General features: G+C 70.4%; 20 protein-coding genes and 1 pseudogene. 9 read left to right on the forward strand and 12 right to left on the reverse strand.

The window, feature by feature from the left end; translation table 11 throughout:
* Positions 1 to 150 precede the first annotated feature (150 nt).
* A pseudogene (locus tag L6E10_RS41150) lies at positions 151 to 1,074 on the reverse strand (DUF222 domain-containing protein); the annotation flags it as partial.
* 209 nt (positions 1,075 to 1,283) lie between these two features.
* Here L6E10_RS41150 and L6E10_RS05960 point away from each other — a divergent pair.
* Positions 1,284 to 1,559: a hypothetical protein gene (locus L6E10_RS05960; RefSeq protein WP_236217566.1), complete on the forward strand. Its 276-nt coding sequence runs from the start codon at positions 1,284 to 1,286 to the stop codon at positions 1,557 to 1,559.
* Between the two features lie 33 nt (positions 1,560 to 1,592).
* Positions 1,593 to 1,916 carry a hypothetical protein gene (locus L6E10_RS05965; RefSeq protein ID WP_236217568.1) on the forward strand — a complete coding sequence of 108 codons (324 nt, stop codon included), beginning with the start codon at positions 1,593 to 1,595 and terminating at the stop codon, positions 1,914 to 1,916.
* A gap of 52 nt (positions 1,917 to 1,968) precedes the next feature.
* Here L6E10_RS05965 and L6E10_RS05970 read toward each other — a convergent pair whose 3' ends face one another.
* The 7 genes from L6E10_RS05970 to ruvC form a co-directional block, all read right to left on the reverse strand.
* Positions 1,969 to 2,460 carry an adenine phosphoribosyltransferase gene (locus L6E10_RS05970; protein ID WP_236217570.1) on the reverse strand — a complete coding sequence of 164 codons (492 nt, stop codon included), beginning with the start codon at positions 2,458 to 2,460 and terminating at the stop codon, positions 1,969 to 1,971.
* A gap of 23 nt (positions 2,461 to 2,483) precedes the next feature.
* Positions 2,484 to 3,638 carry a protein translocase subunit SecF gene (secF, locus tag L6E10_RS05975; protein ID WP_236217572.1) on the reverse strand — a complete coding sequence of 385 codons (1,155 nt, stop codon included), beginning with the start codon at positions 3,636 to 3,638 and terminating at the stop codon, positions 2,484 to 2,486.
* A 1-nt stretch (position 3,639) separates the two neighbouring features.
* On the reverse strand, positions 3,640 to 5,430 hold the full coding sequence (secD, locus tag L6E10_RS05980; protein WP_236217574.1) for a protein translocase subunit SecD: 1,791 nt from the start codon (positions 5,428 to 5,430) through the stop codon (positions 3,640 to 3,642).
* Between the two features lie 129 nt (positions 5,431 to 5,559).
* Positions 5,560 to 5,913: a preprotein translocase subunit YajC gene (gene yajC, locus L6E10_RS05985; RefSeq protein ID WP_236217576.1), complete on the reverse strand. Its 354-nt coding sequence runs from the start codon at positions 5,911 to 5,913 to the stop codon at positions 5,560 to 5,562.
* A 93-nt stretch (positions 5,914 to 6,006) separates the two neighbouring features.
* Positions 6,007 to 7,017, reverse strand: coding sequence for a Holliday junction branch migration DNA helicase RuvB (ruvB, locus tag L6E10_RS05990; RefSeq protein WP_236217578.1), 1,011 nt, complete (start codon positions 7,015 to 7,017; stop codon positions 6,007 to 6,009).
* Positions 7,017 to 7,598, reverse strand: a complete 582-nt coding sequence (gene ruvA, locus L6E10_RS05995; protein ID WP_236217580.1) for a Holliday junction branch migration protein RuvA — start codon at positions 7,596 to 7,598, stop codon at positions 7,017 to 7,019. Before ruvA ends, ruvB begins: the two co-directional genes overlap by 1 nt.
* A gap of 31 nt (positions 7,599 to 7,629) precedes the next feature.
* Complete coding sequence (gene ruvC, locus L6E10_RS06000; protein ID WP_236217581.1) at positions 7,630 to 8,196, reverse strand: crossover junction endodeoxyribonuclease RuvC; 567 nt, start codon at positions 8,194 to 8,196, stop codon at positions 7,630 to 7,632.
* A 141-nt stretch (positions 8,197 to 8,337) separates the two neighbouring features.
* Here ruvC and L6E10_RS06005 point away from each other — a divergent pair, with 141 nt between their 5' ends.
* From L6E10_RS06005 to L6E10_RS06015, 3 genes are read left to right on the forward strand one after another with little or no spacing between them, the layout of a single operon-like run.
* Complete coding sequence (locus tag L6E10_RS06005; RefSeq protein ID WP_236217583.1) at positions 8,338 to 9,822, forward strand: diguanylate cyclase domain-containing protein; 1,485 nt, start codon at positions 8,338 to 8,340, stop codon at positions 9,820 to 9,822.
* On the forward strand, positions 9,819 to 10,250 hold the full coding sequence (locus tag L6E10_RS06010) for a cupin domain-containing protein (protein ID WP_308102672.1): 432 nt from the start codon (positions 9,819 to 9,821) through the stop codon (positions 10,248 to 10,250). The genes L6E10_RS06005 and L6E10_RS06010 overlap by 4 nt, the downstream gene beginning before the upstream one ends.
* 19 nt (positions 10,251 to 10,269) lie before the next feature.
* Complete coding sequence (locus L6E10_RS06015) at positions 10,270 to 11,073, forward strand: alpha/beta fold hydrolase (RefSeq protein WP_236217585.1); 804 nt, start codon at positions 10,270 to 10,272, stop codon at positions 11,071 to 11,073.
* 13 nt (positions 11,074 to 11,086) lie between these two features.
* Here the strand turns inward: L6E10_RS06015 and L6E10_RS06020 are convergent, their stop codons facing one another.
* The gene (locus L6E10_RS06020) at positions 11,087 to 11,770 is read right to left on the reverse strand and encodes an SDR family oxidoreductase (RefSeq protein WP_236217763.1); all 684 of its coding nucleotides are present in this window, start codon (positions 11,768 to 11,770) and stop codon (positions 11,087 to 11,089) included.
* Between the two features lie 50 nt (positions 11,771 to 11,820).
* On the opposite strand from L6E10_RS06020, the gene L6E10_RS06025 reads away from it, so the two are divergent.
* A complete protein-coding gene (locus L6E10_RS06025; protein WP_236217587.1) occupies positions 11,821 to 12,855 on the forward strand; it encodes a serine hydrolase in 1,035 nt (344 codons plus the stop codon).
* Positions 12,856 to 12,972: 117 nt separating this feature from the next.
* On the opposite strand, the gene L6E10_RS06030 is transcribed toward L6E10_RS06025, so the two are convergent.
* Genes L6E10_RS06030 through L6E10_RS06040 form a run of 3 tightly spaced genes read right to left on the reverse strand, consistent with a single transcriptional unit; the run spans position 12,973 to position 15,930 of the window.
* Positions 12,973 to 13,779, reverse strand: a complete 807-nt coding sequence (locus L6E10_RS06030) for a sugar phosphate isomerase/epimerase (RefSeq protein ID WP_236217589.1) — start codon at positions 13,777 to 13,779, stop codon at positions 12,973 to 12,975.
* A complete protein-coding gene (locus tag L6E10_RS06035) occupies positions 13,761 to 14,795 on the reverse strand; it encodes a dihydrodipicolinate synthase family protein (RefSeq protein ID WP_236217591.1) in 1,035 nt (344 codons plus the stop codon). The genes L6E10_RS06030 and L6E10_RS06035 overlap by 19 nt, the downstream gene beginning before the upstream one ends.
* Positions 14,788 to 15,930 (reverse strand): Gfo/Idh/MocA family protein, encoded by a 1,143-nt coding sequence (locus L6E10_RS06040; protein ID WP_236217593.1) that lies wholly within the window; start codon positions 15,928 to 15,930, stop codon positions 14,788 to 14,790. Before L6E10_RS06040 ends, L6E10_RS06035 begins: the two co-directional genes overlap by 8 nt.
* A gap of 121 nt (positions 15,931 to 16,051) precedes the next feature.
* On the opposite strand from L6E10_RS06040, the gene L6E10_RS06045 reads away from it, so the two are divergent.
* The 3 genes from L6E10_RS06045 (at position 16,052) to L6E10_RS06055 (ending at position 19,510) form a co-directional block, all read left to right on the forward strand.
* Positions 16,052 to 17,068 carry a LacI family DNA-binding transcriptional regulator gene (locus tag L6E10_RS06045; protein ID WP_236217595.1) on the forward strand — a complete coding sequence of 339 codons (1,017 nt, stop codon included), beginning with the start codon at positions 16,052 to 16,054 and terminating at the stop codon, positions 17,066 to 17,068.
* A 109-nt stretch (positions 17,069 to 17,177) separates the two neighbouring features.
* A complete protein-coding gene (locus L6E10_RS06050) occupies positions 17,178 to 18,488 on the forward strand; it encodes a hemolysin family protein (protein ID WP_236217596.1) in 1,311 nt (436 codons plus the stop codon).
* Positions 18,485 to 19,510, forward strand: a complete 1,026-nt coding sequence (locus tag L6E10_RS06055; protein WP_236217597.1) for a hemolysin family protein — start codon at positions 18,485 to 18,487, stop codon at positions 19,508 to 19,510. The genes L6E10_RS06050 and L6E10_RS06055 overlap by 4 nt, the downstream gene beginning before the upstream one ends.
* The last annotated feature ends 34 nt before the right edge of the window (positions 19,511 to 19,544 follow it).

The raw sequence follows: 19,544 nt of genomic DNA on the forward strand, positions 1-19,544 counted from the left end.
GACGTCTCGCCGCCCCTCCGACCAGAACCTGACGGGGTGGGCGTCGCAGTGCTTCGGCGGGCGGTCGCACCCCGGGAAGGTGCAGCCCTGGTCTCTCGCCACCAGCAGGCGGCGGACGGCGGCGGGGAACGTTCTGGCCTTGCGGCCTATGTCCACCGGTTCGGAGCGGCCGCCCAGCACCACCGGGATCACGCCCGCGTTGCAGGCGAGGCGGCGGACCAGGGTGGCCGGGACGGGGACGCGGTTGTGGAGCGTCGCGAAGCCCGTCCCCGCCGCCAAGGCCTCGTACGACATCGTCATGGTGAGGGTGACCGGCTCGCCGCCGTGCTCGGGCAGGAGATCGGCGCGCAGCACCAGGTCGATCAGGTCGGCGAACGCGTCGCCTTCCCGCTCGCCGCGCGAACGCGGGTCCACGCCCTCCTCCGGAGTGGCCGGGCGGGGCTTGGCCAGCGGGTCGATCATCGCCTCGAACTTCGCGCCGGTGACCTTGTCGAGCTTGGCCGACACCTCCAGCCAGTCGCCCTTCCACTGCGTGCGCAGCCGGTTGACCGGCGCCACCTGCTCGGCGGAGCCCGGATCCTCGTCCTGCCGGTGGAGCCGGTACGCGAGCTCCTTGCCGAACGCGCGCACCGCGGCGGGCTCGTGCCGCGACGCGAACTCGACCACGGGCCGCTCGGCCTCGGGCGGCAACTCCTCCATCACCTCGGCGACCGCCGGGATGTGCTCACCGGAGAGCATCCCCTCCGCCACCGCCGCGGCGGTGGCCGGCAACTCCGGCTCCAGCGCCGAGCCCGACGGCGTGACCTCCCGAGCCAGCTTGGCGGCGCGGGCCACCCACTGCCGCGCGGTCCTCAGGTCCCACCGCACGGCATGGCGCAGCACCTGCGCCACAGTCCGACAGCCCAATTCGGACGCGGCGCCACGCCGGTCCAGTTCAGCGATCTTCTGCATCATCGCATTCTCGAGAACGCGAATTCCCACCACATCACCGACGACCGCATTCAGCAGTTCGTCGGTGGCCAGGAGGCGGAAGTCCGGTTCGCTCATGCGTTCGACCGTACCGCAAGATCGCATCGTAAAAGCACGTCAGAGCACACACGTTCGAGTGAACAACCTGGACAAACGCTATAGGCGCCGTTAGTGCACATCTCTCTATACGCGACATAATCAGCAGTAAGCGAACACGCAAGAGAATGGACCAAATAAATCCGTTCGGCACACGTCCGGCGAAGAAGGTCACGTACCGGACCGGTACCGCCGGGGCACCTGACAGACTCGAACCCGTGAGGACCCTGCTCTGGTGCGCCGCCATGACGTTCGTGTGGCTCGGCACGATGGCGTACCTCGCCCTCGACGACCCGGGCTACATCGATCCGAGGTCGATCATCGGCTCGTCGGTGGGCTGGGTGGTGGCGACCACCCTGAGCTGGCTGGTGCTGCGCCGCGCGAAGGCACCGAGGCTGTGGGAGATCGCGGTCGTGACGGCGCCGGCGTCGCTCGTGACGCTGGTGTTCGTGAGCATCGGCGCCGCACTCGTGGCCCCTCCGCCGGTGGCGTGATGAAGGATTGCTCGCGAGCCAGGCGATGGACGGGTGAGCAGCGTGCTCGAGCACGCCTGGAAGGCTGACGCCATGCACTCGCACCGGCCGCTCTGGCACTGCCTGGCGTTCGCGGGCATCTGGTACGCCGCGATCGTCCTGCTCAACCTGGTCGTCAACGGCGGTGGTGAGGCGTTGCGCGCGCTGCTCCTAGGCGTGGTGCCGTGGCTGGGCGCGTCCGCCGCGCTGACGAGGGTGGGGCACGGTGGCATGAAGGCGTGGCGGCTGGTCGTGCTGGCCTTGCCGATCTTCTACTTCCTGTGGGCGATCACCGTCGTGGTCGCCCACCGGTTCGTCGTCACGCCGGTCAGCGGCTGACACGCGGAAGGGCCGGCGACGACTCGTCACCGGCCCTTCCGAAGCACAACCTCTACACGGTCACAAGCGTCTGGACGTCGCGGCCCGCGAGCCGTGAGCGGCCCTCCAGCGCCGCGATCTCCAGCACCACCGAGACACCCGTGACGATGCCTCCCGCGCGCTCCACGAGCGTGCAGGCGGCCTCCGCGGTGCCCCCGGTGGCCAGGACGTCGTCGACCACGACCACGCGCTGGCCGGGCTGGATCGCCCCGCCGGGCAGTTCCAGCGACGTGGAGCCGTACTCCAGGTCGTAGGAGACCGAGTCGGCGACGACCGGCAGCTTGCCCGGCTTGCGCAGCGGCACGACGCCGTAGCGCCAGCCGTAGCCCAGGGCGGCGCCCAGGAGGAAGCCGCGCGACTCGATGGCGGCGATCACCTGGGTGCTGTCGTCGATCTTGTCCTGCAGGGCGTCGACCACGGCGCGCAGGGCGTCCGGGTCGGCGAGGACCGGCGTGAGGTCCCGGAAGACGACCCCCGCCCGGGGGAAGTCCGGGACCTCGCGCATCAGTCCCAGAGCACGATCCAATTTCAACGCTGGCGCTTCCCGGTCGGACGGCGGCGGGCGTCGCCCGCCTTGGCGGTGCGGTGGGGCACCGACGCGGCGGCGGCGTACGCCTCTTCCTTGCGCAGGTCGGCGGCGAGGGCGTCCTCGTCGGCCGACTCGATGCCCTCGGCCGGCTGCGGGCCCGAGGCTTTGGCGCGGCGGGCGGCCACGCGCTTGGCCTGCGCGATGTACTTCGGGTCGCGCATCTTCAGGTCCACCAGCACCGGGGTGGCGATGAAGATCGAGGACAGGGCGCCGATGAACATGCCGACGAGCTGCACGAGCGCGAGGTCCTGCAGCGTGCCGACGCCCAGGATGCCGACGCCGACGACCAGCAGGCCGATGACCGGGAGGAGCGCGATCAGCGAGGTGTTGATCGAGCGCATCAGGGTCTGGTTCAGCGCCAGGTTCGCGGCCTCGGCGTAGGTGCGGCGGGTCAGGCCCAGCAGGCCGCGGGTGTTCTCCTTGACCTTGTCGAACACGACGACCGTGTCGTACAGGGAGAAGCCGAGGATCGTGAGCAGACCGATCACCGTCGCGGGCGTCACCTCGAAGCCGATGAGCGAGTACACGCCCGCGGTGATGATGACGTCGTGGAAGACGGCGACGAGCGCGCCGACGGCCATGCGCCACTCGAAGTAGAACGCGAGGAACAGCGTCACCGCGACGAAGAACCAGAACAGGGCCCAGAGGGCCTTGCCGCTGATCTCACCGCCCCAGGACGCGGAGACGGCGCTGTCGGAGATCGCCGACTGGCCGCCCTGCGGCTGGGTGTCCTGGGCGAGGCCCGTCTTGAGGGCCGCGACCTCCTGGATGTTCAGCGCGGGCGACTTGATCTGGATCGTCGCGCTGGCACCGGAACCGACGGCCTGCACGGCGGTCGGCTTCTTGTCCGGGATCGCCTTGGCGAACGCGTCCTCGACGGCGCCCGTCGAGATGGACTGGCCGCTGGCCGAGACCGACGGCATCGAGATCTTCGTGCCGCCCTTGAAGTCGATGCCCAGGTTGAAGCCGTTGAACACCATCGAGCCGATGCAGACCAGCAGGATGATGCTGGACGTGATGTACCAGCGGAGGCGCTTGCCGACGATGTCGAAGGCGCCGTTGCCGACGTAGAGGCGCGAGAGCACGCTGCCCATGTCAGGCCCCCTTCACGGCGGTGGTCTTGCCGGTCGTGGCGGCGCGGTGCGCGGCGCCCTCGCGGGCGGCACCGCCCAGGCCGGACAGGCTCGGGTTGGACAGGAACTTGGACTTCGACGCCATCGCGACCAGCGGGTGCGTCACGAGGAACACGACCACGAGGTCGAGGACCGTCGACATGCCGAGGGTGAACGCGAAGCCCTTCACCTGGCCGACCGCGATCACGTACAGCACGGCGGCGGCGATGAAGCTGACCGCGTCGGCCGAGAGGATCGTGCGGCGGGAACGAACCCATGCGCGCGGGACGGCCGAACGGAACGTGCGGCCTTCACGCACTTCGTCTTTCAGTCGTTCGAAGAAGACGATGAACGAGTCCGCGGTGATACCGATCGCGACGATGAACCCGGCGATGCCGGCGAGGTCGAGCGTGAACCCGATGAGGCGGCCGAGCAGGACCAGCACCGCGTAGATGATCACGGCGGACAGGGCGAGCGACAGGATCGTCAGGATGCCCAGGAGGCGGTAGTAGAACATGCAGTAGACGAAGACCAGCGCGAGGCCGATGCCGCCGGCGATCAGGCCCGCCTTGAGCGACTGCAGGCCGAGCGTCGGGGAGACCGTCTGCGCCTCGGACGAGTCGAAGGACAGCGGCAGCGCGCCGTACTTCAGCGTGTTCGCGAGGTTCTGGGCTTCCTTCAGCGTGAACTTGCCGCTGATCTCGGTCGAGCCGCCCTCGATGGCCGACTGGATGGTCGGGGCGGACATGACCTCGCCGTCGAGCACGACCGCGACGGCCTGCTGCACGTTGGCGGAGGTGAACTTGGCCCACTTGCTGCCGCCCTCGGACTTGAAGTCGAGGTTGACGACGTAGCCGGTGCCGTTCGGGTTGTTGTTCGCCGCGGCGTTGTTGATGTCCTCACCGGTGAGGCGGGAGTAGTTCGAGTAGTCGTCGGCCTTGGTCTCGGTGTCCTCCTTGGGAGGGTTGACCGGGGCCAGGGTGTACTTGAACTCGCCCTTCTCGTCACAGGTGACGAGCGGCTTGTCCAGGTCGTCGTTGCCGCGCAGCGGGTCGGGCTGCGTGCAGTCGAGCAGGAGCGCGGCCTGCTGCAGGACCTGCGGGTCCGTGCTCTGGCGCAGCGCCTTCGCCTCCTGGATCTCCTTCGCGACCTTCGGGTCGACGTTGGAGGGGGCGGGCGGCGTGCTCGCGCTGCTGGACGGCGCGGCGCCGCTGCTCGGCGGGGTGCTGGACGGCTGCGCGGCCAGGTTCGGCGCGGGGCGGCCCTGCGGGGCGCCGCTCGACGGCGGAGCCTGACCGGCGCTCTGGCTCGGCGGGGTCGCGGGAGGCGTGCTCGCACCGCTGGACGGCGCGGTGCTCGACGACGGCTGCGAGGGGTTCGGGGCGGCGCCCGCGGGGACCGGCTGGCCGATGACCTTGCGGAACGCGAGGCGAGCGGTCTGGCCGAGGCCCTTCGCGCCTTCGCTGTCCGCACCCGGGACCGTGATCACCAGGTTGTTGCCGTCCCGCACGACCTCGGCACCGGAAACGCCGAGACCGTTGACGCGGACCTCGATGAGGTCACGTGCGCGGTTGAGCGCTTCCTCGCTGGGCTGGGCCCCGTCTTCCTGACGCGCGGTCAGCGTGACGAGCGTGCCGCCCTGGAGGTCGATTCCGAGCTTGGGTTTGGCCGAACCGTTCCCGGTGAAGAACACCAGGGCGTAGAGCGCGACCACGATGAGGACAAAACTCGCCAGATATTTCGCAGGGCGAATTTGCCCGGCCGGAGGTGCCACGATCCGTCCGTCTCCTAGTAGCGATGGTTTCCGAGCGCGCAGCGTAACGCGCGCCGCGTGAGCTGCGCGTCACTACCTGGAGTTGGCGGTCTTCACAGTTGCCAACTCCAGGTGTCACGAGTCCGCCGGTTACTTCTTGACGTTGTGGTCCAGGGGCTCCGCGACCTGTGCGGCGGGGGCGGTGGTCACCTCGGCCTCGGGCTCGTCGGCCTTGTCCTCGACCACGGCCTCGTCGGTCTCGGCCACCTTCTCGCGGATGGCGGCGCGCAGCCACCGCGTGACGACACCCTCGGAGATCTCGATGTCGATGGTGGTGTCGTGGCTCGCGTCGGCGACGGTGCCGTAGAGACCCGAAGTCGTCATGACCTTGTCCCCCGGCTGGAGCGAGCTCTGCAGCTGCTGCTGCTCGGCCATCGCCCTCTTCTGCTTGCGCGCGCTGAGGAACAGCGGCACCGCGAGCAGAACCAGGAGCAACGGGAACATCAAAGACGAAAGGTTGCCCATCATTCTCCGATCAAGTGGACATGCCTCGACGCACGTCCGATATGTCCAGGTGCTTTCACCGATTGTGCCAGGTCACCACAGTTGATCACCGGCGGGCGGTTCCAGCCCCAGGTGGTGCCACGCGGCGGGCGTCGCCACTCGACCGCGCGGTGTCCTGGCCAGCATGCCAGCCCGCACCAAATACGGTTCGCACACCTCTTCGACCGTGGTCGGCTCCTCACCGACGGCGACCGCGAGCGTGGACACGCCGACCGGTCCCCCGTTGAAGCTCTTGACCAGGGCGGTGAGCACCGCGCGGTCGAGGCGGTCGAGGCCGAGCTGGTCGACGTCGTAGACCTCGAGGGCCTGCCGCGCGATCTCCTCCGTGACCCTGCCGTCGGCCCTGACCTCGGCGAAGTCCCGCACGCGCCGCAGCAGCCTGTTGGCGATGCGGGGGGTGCCCCTGCTGCGCCCGGCGATCTCGAGCGCGCCGTCGGCGTCGAGGTCGACCCCGAGGATCTTGGCGCTGCGCTTCACGATGAGGTCGAGCTCGTCGGGGCTGTAGAACTCCATGTGCCCGGTGAAGCCGAACCGGTCGCGCAGCGGTCCCGTGAGCGCACCGGACCTCGTCGTGGCCCCGACCAGCGTGAACGGCGCGATGTCGAGCGGGATGCTGGTCGCGCCGGGGCCCTTGCCGACGACGACGTCGACCCGGAAGTCCTCCATCGCGAGGTACAGCATCTCCTCGGCCGGCCGAGCCATGCGGTGGATCTCGTCGATGAACAGCACGTCGCCCTCGATGAGGTTCGACAGCATCGCCGCGAGGTCCCCCGCCCGTTCGAGCGCGGGCCCGCTGGTGATCCGGATGGCGCTGCCGAGCTCCTTCGCGATGATCATCGCGAGGCTGGTCTTGCCGAGTCCGGGCGGCCCGCTGAGCAGCACGTGGTCCGGCGCGGTCCCCCGCCGCATGGCCCCGTGCAGGACGAGCTCGAGCTGCTCCCGCACCCGCTGCTGGCCGACGAACTCGTGCAGGTCGGCGGGCCGCAGGCTGGTCTCGACGTCCCGCTCGGCCGGCGCGACGTACGGGCTGAGCTCGTCCTCCATCACTTGCGCCCCAGCGTGGCGAGCGAACGGCGCAGCACGGCGGACGTCGACTGGTCGGGGTTGTCCGCGAGCACGCTGTCGACCGTCTGCTCGGCGGCCTTGGCCGGGAACCCAAGCCCGAGAAGCGCCTCCACGACGTGGTCACGCGTCTGGCTGTGCGCCGGCGTCGTCGGCGTGGGCAGCTGACCGACCTTGTCGCGCAGCTCGATGATGAGCCGCTCCGCACCCTTCTTGCCGATGCCCGGCACCTGCGTCAGCACGGTGATGTTGCCCTCGGCGAGCGCGTGCCGCAGCTTGTCCGGCTCCAGGACCGCGAGGGTGGCCAGCGCGATGCGGGGCCCGATGCCGCTCACCGTCTGCAGCAGGCCGAAGAGCTCGCGCGCCTCGGCGTCGGCGAACCCGAACAGCGTCAGGCTGTCCTCGCGCACGACCAGTGTGGTGGCGAGCGCGGCCTCTTCACCGCGGCGCAGGCCGGCGAGGGTGGTGGGGGTGGCCTGGACGGCGAACCCGACGCCGCCCACCTCGACGACGGCGTGGTCGAGGCCGACGTGCTGCACCTGGCCGCGCAGTGACGAGATCACCTGGTTCCTCCGGTCATGACGTGCTTCGAGACTAGTTGGCGCGCTTGGCTGCTTCGGCGAGCTTCGCCTTGTGCACCCGTGCCAGCTCCGCCGCCCGTGCCTGCGCCTCCTCCAGCCGCGACCGCATCGGCGCGCGCCAGTGGTGGCAGATGGCCAGCGCCAGCGCGTCCGCCGCGTCGGCGGGCTTCGGCGCGACCTTCAGCCCGAGCAGCTTGGTCACCATCGCCGTCACCTGCGCCTTGTCCGCGCGGCCGGACCCCGTGACCGCCGCCTTCACCTCGGACGGCGTGTGGAACTCGACCGGCAGGCCCCGCTGCGCGGCGGCCAGGGCGACGACGCCCGACGCCTGCGCGACGCCCATCGCGGTGCGGACGTTGTGCTGCGCGAAGACCCGTTCGATGGCCACGACCTGCGGTTCGTAGCGGTCGAGCCATTCGCAGACGCCGATGTACAGCTCGTGCAGGCGCACGGACAGAGGAGCGTCAACGGGCGTGCGCAGGACATCGACGGCCACCGCGCGCACGACTCGGCCCGGGCCGCCGTCGACCACGCCGAAGCCGCACCTCGTCAGACCGGGGTCGACCCCGAACACCCGCACGCCAGCCAACTCCCCGAAGCAGGAACGAACAACAGTTCGAACCATATCCGGTGCGCCTGCGGGTGACTTGCACCGACACGGTTCGACAAGTCCGCGTCGGCGTCACTACGGTGGTCGGGTTTCGATCACCAGGAGCAGCGGGTGCAGAGGTTCTGGGTTGTCGCGGGATGTGTCGGCGCCTTCATGGCCGTCGCCATCCTCACCGCCCTCACCGTGCCGCGCGATATCGGTATCGCAATAGACAAGGTGGTCCAGCTCGTCTTCGCCGTCGCGGCCCTCGTCGTCTACGCGCGCCGGCGCGACCGGTGGATGACCGCGGCGATGACCAGCCTGAGCATCGGGTTGTCCGCCTGGATCTGGGGCCAGCAGATCTTGGGCGTGCAGCTGCCGTCCTCGACGATCGCGCCGCTCGGGTTCACGATGGTGCCGGTCCTGTGCCTGGCCGCGGTGATCGCCAAGGCCCAGCAGCGCCGTGCCGACGACCTGCTGCCGAGCTACCGCAGCCGCACGGTGATCGTGCTCGACGGGCTGATCGTCATCGGGTCGCTGTTCGTGCTCACGTGGGTGTCGGCGCTGGAGTCGCTGACCCGCGCGTGGGCGACCGAGGGCCCCGGGTTCGCCACGGTCATCGCGCATCCCGCCGCGTACCTCGTGCTGCTCGTGGCGATCGTGGTGATGTCGTGGACGCATCAGGCCGTGCGCCAGTGGCCGATGTTCTTCGTGGCGTTGGCCGGCATCGCGCAGTCGTCGTCGGGGTGGCTGTTCGCGTTCCACATCTCGAAGGGCATCACGGCGATCCCGGCGTCGGTGGACATCGGCTTCATGCTGTGCCCGGCGTTCTTCCTGCTGAGCGCGCTGGCACCGGTGCGCGACCTCGACCCCACGCCCGGCCGCGTGCGGATGGCCGACCTGCTGCACCTGCTCGTGCCGTACCTGCCGCTCGCGATCACCGGCCTGTTCGTCATCTGGAACACGGCCACGGGCGGGCGCCTCAACCCCGTCGAGATCTACGTCGGGCTCATGGTCGTATGCCTGGTCATCGTGCGTCAGTTGCTCACGATGATGGACAACGTCCGCCTGATGGACCAGCTCCGCGTCTCCCGCGAGCAGCTGCGGCACGAGGCGACGCACGACCCGTTGACCGGCGTCGCGAACCGCAGTCTGTTCCGCGAACGGCTGGAGCGCGCTCTCGCGGTGCGCGACCGCGAGAAGCCGTTGATCCTGCTGTTCATCGACGTGGACGGCTTCAAGGCCGTGAACGACAACAACGGCCACGCCGAGGGCGACGTCGTCCTGCGCAATGTCGCCGCACGGCTGCAGAACAACGTACGGCCCGAAGACACCGTGGCGCGCCTGGGCGGCGACGAGTTCGGCGTGCTGGTGGACGGCGGCGACGCGGAGGAGATCGGCGACCGGCTGCTCGCGGTGCTGGGACACCCGCACGAGGTGCACGGCCGGGTGCACCGGGTGCACGCCAGCATCGGTGTGGCGCAACGGTTCTCGTACGACCCCTCGATCACCGCCGACGACGTGCTCGGGGCCGCGGACACCGCGATGTACACGGCGAAGCGGCTCGGCAAGGGCATGGTCGTCGTGCACGGTTCCCCGCTCCCGGAGATGACGTGACCCCTGAACAGCTGATCAGCGACCTCGGCATGCAGGAACTGCCCGTCGAGGGCGGCCACTTCGCGCAGACGCACCGGTCCGACGAGGTGTCCGCGATCGCGTACCTGCTGCGCCGCCCGGACTTCTCCGGCATGCACGTGCTGGAGCACCTGGAGATCTACCACTTCCACGCCGGCTCGCCGTTGCGGATGCTGCTGCTGCACCCGGACGGGTCGGTGGCCGAGCCGGTGCTGAGCGCGTCGAACCCGCAGGTCGTGGTGCCCGCCGGCGTGTGGCAGGGCAGCACCCCGGCCGGCGACTGGTCGTTGGTGGGCACCGTCGTCGTGCCGCCGTACACCGACGACATCGTGACCTTCGGCCACGCGGACGACCTGTGCGCGCGTTATCCCTCACACGCCGCCGTCATTCGGCCCCTGTGCCGGTTCTGACGTCACTAGGATCTCCGGAATGGCGCTCGTCCAGCTCAACGGCATCGACCTGAACGTCCAGACCGAGGGTTCCGGCGACCTCGTCGTGCTCGTGATGGGCACCGGCAGCCCCGGCAGGGTCTGGCGCACCTACCAGGTGCCCGCGCTGGTCAAGGCGGGCTACCGCGTCGCGTACTTCGACAACCGCGGCATCAGGCCGTCCTCGGAGTGCGGCGACGGCTTCACGCTCGACGACATGGTCGCCGACACCGCCGCCCTGATCGAGCACCTGGGCGGCCCGGCGCACGTGATCGGCACCTCGATGGGTGCCCGCATCACCCAGGAGCTGGCGCTGACCCGCCCGTCGCTGGTGCGCAGCGCGGTGATGATGGCGACGGCGGGCCGTCCCGAACCGGTGCAGCAGGCGTGGTCGTCGACCCTGTGCGACCTGCACGACAAGGGCGTCGAGATCCCGCAGGCGTTCTACGCGGTGGCGTCGCTGGTCCGCAACGTCTCGCAGGCGACGCTGGCCGACCCGGTCATCGCCCGCGACTGGCTGCAGATGTACGAGTTCGCCGGCTCCTCGCTGACCGCGGGCGAACGCGTCCAGCTCTCCCTCGGCGAATACGACACGAGGCTGGACGCGTACCGCGCGATCACCGTGCGCTCCCTGGTCATCGGGTTCGCCGACGACGTCGTGCTGCCGCCGCGGCTGTCGCGCGAGGTGGCGGCCGCGATCCCGGGCGCCCGGTACGCCGAGGTCGCGGACGCGGGGCACGTCGGGTACCTGGAGCGGCCGGACGAGGTGAACCGGCTGCTGGTCGAGTTCCTCGGCGAGGCGTGAGGGGCGCGCACCCTCAGCGGTGCGCCGCCTGACCGGTGGGCCTGATCAGGATCTCGTTCACGTCCACAGTGGACGGTTGCGACACCGCGTACAGCACCGCCCGGCCCACGTCCTCCGGCTCCAGCTTCGGATCATCCACACGCGACGCCGGGATGGCGTCCGTGTCGACCAGTCCGGGCTGGACGACCGTCACGCGCACGCCGGTGCCGACGGCCTCCGCCCGGATCGCCTGCGCCAGGCCGGTGATCGCCCACTTCGTCGCCGAGTACAGGTTCCCCGGCCGCACCCCGCGCCCGGCGGCCGAGCCGGTCAGCACCAGATGACCGCCCGAACGCAGCAGGGCGGGCATCGCCGCGCGCGCCGTGAAGGCCGGTCCGCAGACGTTCGTCACCACCATGTCCGTCCATTCGGAAGGCTCGGCACCCGACGAAGAGACGAACGACGTGTCGACCGAAACGCCCGCGTTGGCGTGCACGACATCTATTCGTCCCCAACGCGACTCCACTCGGGACATCAGATCCTGCACGGAATCCCACGAAGAGACGTCGCATCGCGCGTCCCAGCCGCGATCGCCGACAGATTCTTCGGCCGAGCGCGACGCCCTGACCACGCGGTAGCCCGCCTGGGCCGCGAGGGAGGCGGTTGCCGCGCCGATGCCCCGGGAGGCGCCGGTCACCACGAAGACGTGTTCCATGATCGGCAACCCTAGTCAGGGAAACGTCAGTGCCGCCTGTTTTGATACCTCGCATGACATTGAACCGCAGGTCCGTGTTCGGGCTGGGAACCGTCGCGGCCGCGACGGCCGTGCTCGGCTCCCACGGTGCAGCGCAGGCGCAGGAAGACTCGGAGCCCGAGATCGAACGCTTCCCGACGACCGCCGACAGGTCGCGCAAGCGCATCGCCCAGATCTACCGGCGGCAGACCCGCAGGGCGCGGGGTACGTGGTCGTCGCTGATCACCGTCGCCGATCTCGACGGGACGACGAGGGCCGCCGTCGACGAGAACGCCGACCAGGTCGTCGAGGCCTACAGCGTGAACAAGATCGCGGTCGCGGTCGCCGTGCTGGACAAGGTGGACCGCGGGCTGATCAGGCTCGACCAGACGGTCACGGTGTCCGCGGCGATCGTCATCCAGGACACCGACGGCATCTTCGCGCTCGACGGCGCGTACCCGAGCGAGGTCACCGTCGGCCACGCCCTCGCGAACCTGCTCACCGTCTCCGACAACACCGCCGTCCGCCTGTGCGGCCTGGTCGTGCCCGCGCTGGAGCTCAACGAGATCCTGCGGTCCAAGGGCTTCGTGCACACCCAGGTCGTCCCGGTGGCCAACCCCAACCGCTTCTTCCTCGGCACCACGACGGCGCGCGAGACGCACACGTTGCTGCAGAAGCTGGTCGACGGGCAGCTGCTGTCCGCCGCGTCGACGGCCTACCTGCTCAACATCCTGCGCGCGACGGCGAGCTTCACCGACGGCGTGCGGCTCAACCTCACGACGAACGAGCGCCTGCGCGTCGCGACGAAGGCCGGCTGGTTCGAGGACGGCCGCAACGAGGCCGGGATCATGTTCAGCGAGGACAACCGCGCGATCCTGGTCTACTCGATGTTCGCCTCCGGTGACTTCGCGGGCGACAAGGCCACCAACGACCAGGACTTCAGCACCACGCACCCGGCCGTCGCGGCCCGCGCGGAGCTCGGCCGGTCCATGTTCGACGCGGTCATCAAGATCACGACGACGCGTCCGCGCCACCGCGAGAAGGTCTACCGGTTCTTCAACGGCGGCTGATCTTTCTCGGAATTCTCCGGGTTCCGGACCACCGGGCACCGGATTTCGGCTATACAGGGCACCACGCCGGGGTCGGTCGTCGCCGCCGTCGACGACCGGCTTCCCCGCGCGGGCGTTCTACAGCGCCGGTTCCACGACGTCGTGGTACCGGCGCGCCACCTCCCCGACGACCTCGTCGAGGTCCGCCGCCCAGATGTCGGCGTTGAAGATCTCCACCTCGACGTCGCCCGCGTACCCGGTCGCGGCGACGTGACTGGTCAGGCGGTGCAGGTCGATGTCGCCGTCACCCGGATAACCGCGGCCCAGCAATACGTCGGCGGGCACGGGTGTGAGCCAGTCGCACACCTGGTACGACGCGATGCGCGGCCCCGCGCGCGCGATCTGCGCGTCCAGGTCGGGATCCCACCAGACGTGCAGCGCGTCGACGACGACACCGACCGACGGGTGCCGTTCGGCGATGTCGAGCGCTTGCGACAACGTCGAGAGCACGCCTCGATCGGCGCAGAACACCGGGTGCATCGGCTCCAGTGCGAGGACCACGCCCGCCTGCGCCGCGTGCACCGAGAGCTCCGCGATGGCGTCGGCGACGCGCTGACGTGCGCCGACGAGGTCCTTGTCGCCCGCCACTCCCCCGACGACCATGACGAGGGTGCCGGTGCGCAGCGCCGCCGCCTCGTCGATCGCACGGCGGTTGTCGTCCAGCGCGGCCCGGTTGTCGACGGCCGTGAGGAACCCTCCGCGGCACAACGACGACACCCGCAACCCGGCGTCCGCGACGAGTTTCGCGGTGCGTCCGAGCCCGTGCTCCGCCACCGGTTCGCGCCACAGCCCGATCGACTCGATGCCGTGCCGGGCGCACCCTTCGACGGCCTCGGCGACGGTCGCGCGTTTGACCGTCGCCTGGTTCAGCGAGAGGCGAGCCACTGCCGCCACCTCCGCTCCGCGAGGTCCGGCTCGACCACGCCGGCGATCTCCGCGAGGCGTTTCGCCTCGGCGAGGTGCTCGGCGCTCCTGGCGGACTCCAGGCCGCCGAGCAGCCGGAAGTGCTCCTGGTGTCCCGCGAGCCACGCCAGGAACACGACGCCGGTCTTGTAGTGGTACGTCGGCGCGCTGAAGAGGTGGCGCGACAAAGCGACCGTGGGTGCCAGGACGCCGTGGAACCCCCCGGTGTCGCCCTCGGCCAGCTTCGCCAGGGCGCGGGCGGCGACCGGCGCGATCGGGTCGAAGATGCCGAGCAGCGCGTCGCTGTGGCCCTGCTCGTCACCCGCGATCAGGTCCGGGTAGTGGAAGTCGTCGCCGGTGTAGCAGCGGACACCGGGAGGCAGCGCTCGCCGCAGCCCGATCTCGTGGCCGGCGTCGAGCAGCGAGACCTTCACGCCGTCGACCTTGTCCGGCCGCGATCGGATGATCTCCAGGAGGTTCCGGGTCGCCCGCGGGACGTCCGCCGCACCCCAGTAGCCCCGCAGCGCCGGGTCGAACGCGGTGCCGAGCCAGTGCAGGATCACGGGTTCGCCGACGCGGTCGAGCACCGTGCCGACGACCTTCTCGTAGTCCTCCGGTCCCCGCGCGGCCGCCGCGAGCCGGCGCGAGCACATCAGCACGGGCTGCGCGCCGGCCTCCTGCACGACGTCGAGCTGTTCCAGGTAGGCGTCCAGGACCTCGCCGAGGCCCGCCTCGCCGGTCAGGTGGTCGGTGCCCACACCCGCGCAGATCCGCCCTGCCTTCTCGGCGGCGCTGCGGCGGATGAGCTCGGCGGCCGCGGTCCAGTCGAGGCCGGCGCCGCGCTGCGCGGTGTCCATCGCCTCCGCGACGCCGAGACCGTGCGACCACAGGTGGTGCCGGAACGCCAGGGTGGCGTCCCAGTCGACGGTGCGCTCGTCCCGCGCGACGACGTGCGCCGCCGCGAACACGGTGCGGTTGAACGGCTTCGCGCTAGACACGCGCGACCTCCACCCGCCGACCCTCCGAAGAGGACAGAAGTCCCGCGGCCGCGAGCGCGACACCTCTCGCCCCGGCGCGGAAGTCGTGCGGGAACGGCCCGTCCTCGGCCACGTGCCGCAGGAACTCGGCCCACTGCACCTTGAAGCCGTTGTCGAAGTCCTCGTTGTCCGGCACCCGCAGCCACTGCTCGCGGAACGGGTGCGCGACCGGCAGGTCCGGGTTCCACACCGGCTTCGGCGTGACGGCGCGGGGCTGCACGAAGCACTCGCGCAGCCCCGCGACCGCGCTGCCCTCGGTGCCGTCCACTTGGAACTCGACGAGCTCGTCGCGGCGCACCCGCACGCACCAGGACGAGTTGATCTGCGCGATGACGCCGTTCTCGATCTCGAAGATCCCGTACGCGGAGTCGTCCGCCGTCGCCTCGTAGGCGTTGCCCCGCTCGTCCCAGCGGGCGGGGATGTGCGTGACCGCCTTGGCCGTGACGGCCTCGACCCGGCCGAACAGGTCGTGGAGCAGGTAGCTCCAGTGGCAGAACATGTCCGAGACGATGCCGCCGCCGTCCTCCGCGCGGTAGTTCCAGCTCGGGCGCTGCGCGGACTGCCAGTCGCCCTCGAAGACCCAGTAGCCGAACTCGCCGCGCACGCTCAGGATCCGGCCGAAGAAGCCGCCGTCGACCAGCCGCTTGAGCTTGCGGATGCCCGGCAGGTACAGCTTGTCCGCCACGACACCGTGCTTGACGCCCTTCTCGTCGGCCAGGCGCGCGAGCTCCAGCGCTTCCCCGACCGTCCCGGAGACGGGCTTCTCGGTGTAGACGTGCTTGCCGGCCGCGATCGCCCTGGTGATCGACTCGACGTGCCGCGACGTGATCTGCGAGTCGAAGTAGACCTCCACCGACGGGTCCGCGAGGGCGCTGTCGAGGTCCGTCGTCCACCGCGCGACGTCGTGGCGCCGGGAGATCTCCTCGAGCTTGCCGGCGTTGCGGCCCACGAGGACCGGTTCCACCTTCAGCACGGTCCCGTCCGCCAGCCGCACGCCCTCCTCGCGCAACGGCAGCAGGGACCGGACCAGGTGCTGGCGGTACCCCATCCTCCCGGTGACGCCGTTGACCGCCACTCCGATGGTCCGAACCGCCATCACACCTCCTGGCAGCAGCAATGGAAAGCGCTTTCCGGCCACGCTAACGGCGGTACTTCGCGGTCGTCAACCTCCTCGCGAGTTAGTCTCAGCGCTCACATGCGCGTTGACGGAGGTGGTCGTGTCCGCCCGACAGGTGACGCTCGCCGAGGTGGCGAGGCAGGCGGGTGTGTCGTTGGCGACCGCTTCTCGCGTGCTCAACGGCAGCACGAGGCAGGTGAGCGGGGACCTGAGCGAGCGCGTCCTGCGCACCGCGGAGGAGCTCGGCTACGTGCCGAACGCGTCCGCGCAGGCGCTGGCCCGCAACTCGAGCTCGCTCGTCGGTCTCGTGGTCCACGACATCACCGACCCGTACTTCTCCTGCATCGCGGCGGGGGTGACGAGGGTGGCCGAGGAGGCCGGGCTCGTCGTCGTCCTCGGCACGACCGGGCGCCGTCCGGAGCGTGAGGCCGAGCTGTTGTCGACGCTGCGGGCGCACCGTGCGCGCGCGGTCGTCCTGGCCGGATCGCGGACCACGGACCGTGCGGCGCAAGCGCGGCTCGCCGCGGAGATCGACGCGTTCACCGAGCAGGGCGGACGCGTCGCGTGCGTGTCGCAGGCGAAGCTCGGCACCGACACGGTCGTGCCCGGCAACCGCGCCGGAGGGCGCGCGCTCGCCCGTGCGCTCGCGGGACTCGGGCACAAGAAGTTCGCCGTATTGGGTGGTCCTTCCGAACTCGTGGTGGCCCGCGACCGCCTGGCGGGTTTCAAGGCGGGTCTAGCGGACGCCGGGGTCGCGCCGCCGGTGGTCGTCAACGGCGCCTTCACCCGTGACGGCGGCTACGAGGCCGCGCTGGAGCTGCTGGCGTCGAAGTCGCGCGCGACCTGCGTGTTCGCGGTCACCGACGTGATGGCGATGGGAGCGATGGCGGCGTTGCGCGAACGGGGCGTGCGCGTGCCGGAGGACATGTCGATCGCCGGGTTCGACGACATCCCGACCCTGCGCGACACCGTGCCCGCTTTGTCCACCGTGCGCCTGCCCCTGGAGGAGATGGGCGAGATCGCCGCAGGTCTCGTGCTGGACGGCGGGGGTGACGAGGCCCGCACCGTGCGCGTGGCGGGTGAGGTGGTGCTCCGGGCGTCGACTGCCCACAATTAGACTCGTCGGGCTGTACACGTACTTGAGTCCTGAGGAGTTGAGCCGTCCCCATGGGGTCTGGCCCCGGCTGGCATACCAACCCGGTCCCTAGTCGCTTCGGAGCGTCCAGGTGACCGGAGTCCTTCTGAGCGTGCTCGGTCTGCTCGCCGTCGTGGCGCTGACCGCGGGCACCTTCATCGCGGTGGCGGCGGAGTTCTCGCTGACCGCGCTGGAACGCAGCACCGTCGAACGCCACGTCGCCGAGGTCGGTGACGCCAAGGCGCGCACCATCGACCGTGCGCACCGCACGCTGTCGTTCCAGCTCTCCGGCGCGCAGCTCGCCATCACGCTCACCACGCTGATCACCGGTTACATCGCGGAGCCCGCGATCGCGAACCTGATCGAGCCCGGCCTGACCGCGGTCGGCGTGCCCGACGCGGTGGCCGACGGCCTGTCGCTGGCCCTCGCGCTGGCGATCGCCACGGCGCTGTCGATGGTGTTCGGCGAACTGGTCCCCAAGAACCTGGCGATCGCGAAGCCGCTCGAGACCGCCCGCGGCGTGGTGAGCCTGCAGGCGGGGTTCTCCACGGTCTTCCGCTGGCTGATCCACTGGATGAACAACTCGGCGAACTGGCTGGTCAGGCGCTTCGGCGTCGAGCCGGTCGAGGAGCTGGCGTCCGCGAGGTCACCCGAGGAGCTGGGCGCGCTGGTCCGCACGTCGGCCGAACACGGCACCCTCGACGAGAGCACCGCGGCGCTGCTGGACCGCTCACTGCGCTTCGGCGACCGCACGGCAGGCGAACTGATGACACCGCGTGTGCGCGTGGAGGCCCTACGCGCCGACGCGACCGTGGCCGACCTCGTGATGAAAGCGCGCGAAACGGGCTTCTCACGGTTCCCGGTGCACAACGGCTCGTTGGACGAGGTCAGCGGCATCGTGCACGTGAAGCAGGCGTTCGCCGTGCCGGCCGCTCTGCGCGTGTCCACCCCTCTGTCGGCGTTGACCCGCCCCGTCTACTCGGTGCCCGAAACCCTCGAGGGCGACGCCCTGCTCGACCGCCTGCGCGCGTCCGGCCTGCAGACGGCGCTCGTCGTCGACGAGTACGGCGGCACGGCCGGCATGGTGACGCTGGAGGACGTGGTCGAGGAGATCGTCGGCGACGTGCGCGACGAGCACGACCGGGGCGAAGCCCTGCCGGTCCGCCCGCTCGGCAAGGACAGCTGGCTCGTCTCCGGCCTCCTGCGCGACGACGAGGTGGCCGAGGCGACCGGCTTCCACATGCCCGAGGGCGACTACGAGACGCTGGCCGGCCTCGTGCTGGCGAGGCTGGGGCGGATCCCCGACGTCGGGGACGAGATCCGCGTCGACGGCTGGAGGGTGACGGTCATGCGGATGGACAAGCACCGCGTGGCGGACCTGCGGGTGGTGGCGTCCTCGTGAACTTCCTCATCATCATCTTCCTGTTGGCGGGCAACGCCTTCTTCGTCGGCGCCGAGTTCGCGGTGATCACCGCGCGCCGCGACCGCCTGGAGGCCTTGGCCGACAAGGGCTCCGCACGGGCCCGCACCGCGATCAAGGCGTCGCAGCAGCTTCCGCTGCTCATCGCCGGCGCGCAGCTGGGCATCACGCTGTGCTCGCTGGGGCTGGGCGCGATCGCCGAACCGGCTCTGGCTTCGGTCTTGGAAGCGCCTCTCAGAGCCATAGGCCTGCCTCTGGCCGTGGTGCACGGCGTGGCGTTCGCGGTGGCGCTGGTCATCGTCGTCGCGCTGCACACGATCCTCGGCGAGATGGTGCCGAAGAACCTCGCGATCGCGGGCCCGGAGCGAGCCGCGGTGTGGCTCGTGCCGGTGCACTACGGGTTCTCGCGGATGATCGCTCCGGCTCTCGCGCTGTTCACCGCCGTGGGCCGCTGGGTGCTGCGCCGCTTCGGTGTCGAGCCCGTCGACGAGCTGGAGTCTGCCTACACGCCGGACGAGCTGGCGTTGCTGATCGGCCAGTCCCGGTCGGAGGGGCTCCTGGAGGACTCCGAGCACCGGCGCCTGACCCAGACCCTGTCCTCCGCCGAGCGCACGGTGGCGGACGTGCTGGTGCCCCTGGACCGGCTGACCACCATCTCCGCCTCCCCCACCGTGGGCGAGATCGAGGCCGCCGTGGCGACCACCGGGTTCTCGCGGTTCCCGGTGCTCGCCGACTCCGGCCTGGTCGGCTACCTGCACGTCAAGGACGTGCTGGACCTGGAGGGGGCTTCCACGCCGGTGCCGCGGTCGCGGGTGCGCGGGTTGCCCGAGGTGCCGGTCGACGCCCGGCTGGACGAGGCCCTGACGGCCCTTCGCCGGGCGCAGTCGCACCTCGCCCGTGCCGTGGGCGCTGACGGGACCGTGCTCGGGGTGGTGGCTCTGGAGGACCTGCTGGAGGAGTACGTCGGGACCGTGCGGGACGGGACTCACGTGCGCTGGGTGTAGGGCGCGGTGTCGGTGAACGAGTCCACCGCTGTCA

Source organism: Lentzea sp. CC55 (assembly GCF_021056325.1).
Classification (GTDB): Bacteria; Actinomycetota; Actinomycetes; order Mycobacteriales; family Pseudonocardiaceae; genus Lentzea; species Lentzea jiangxiensis.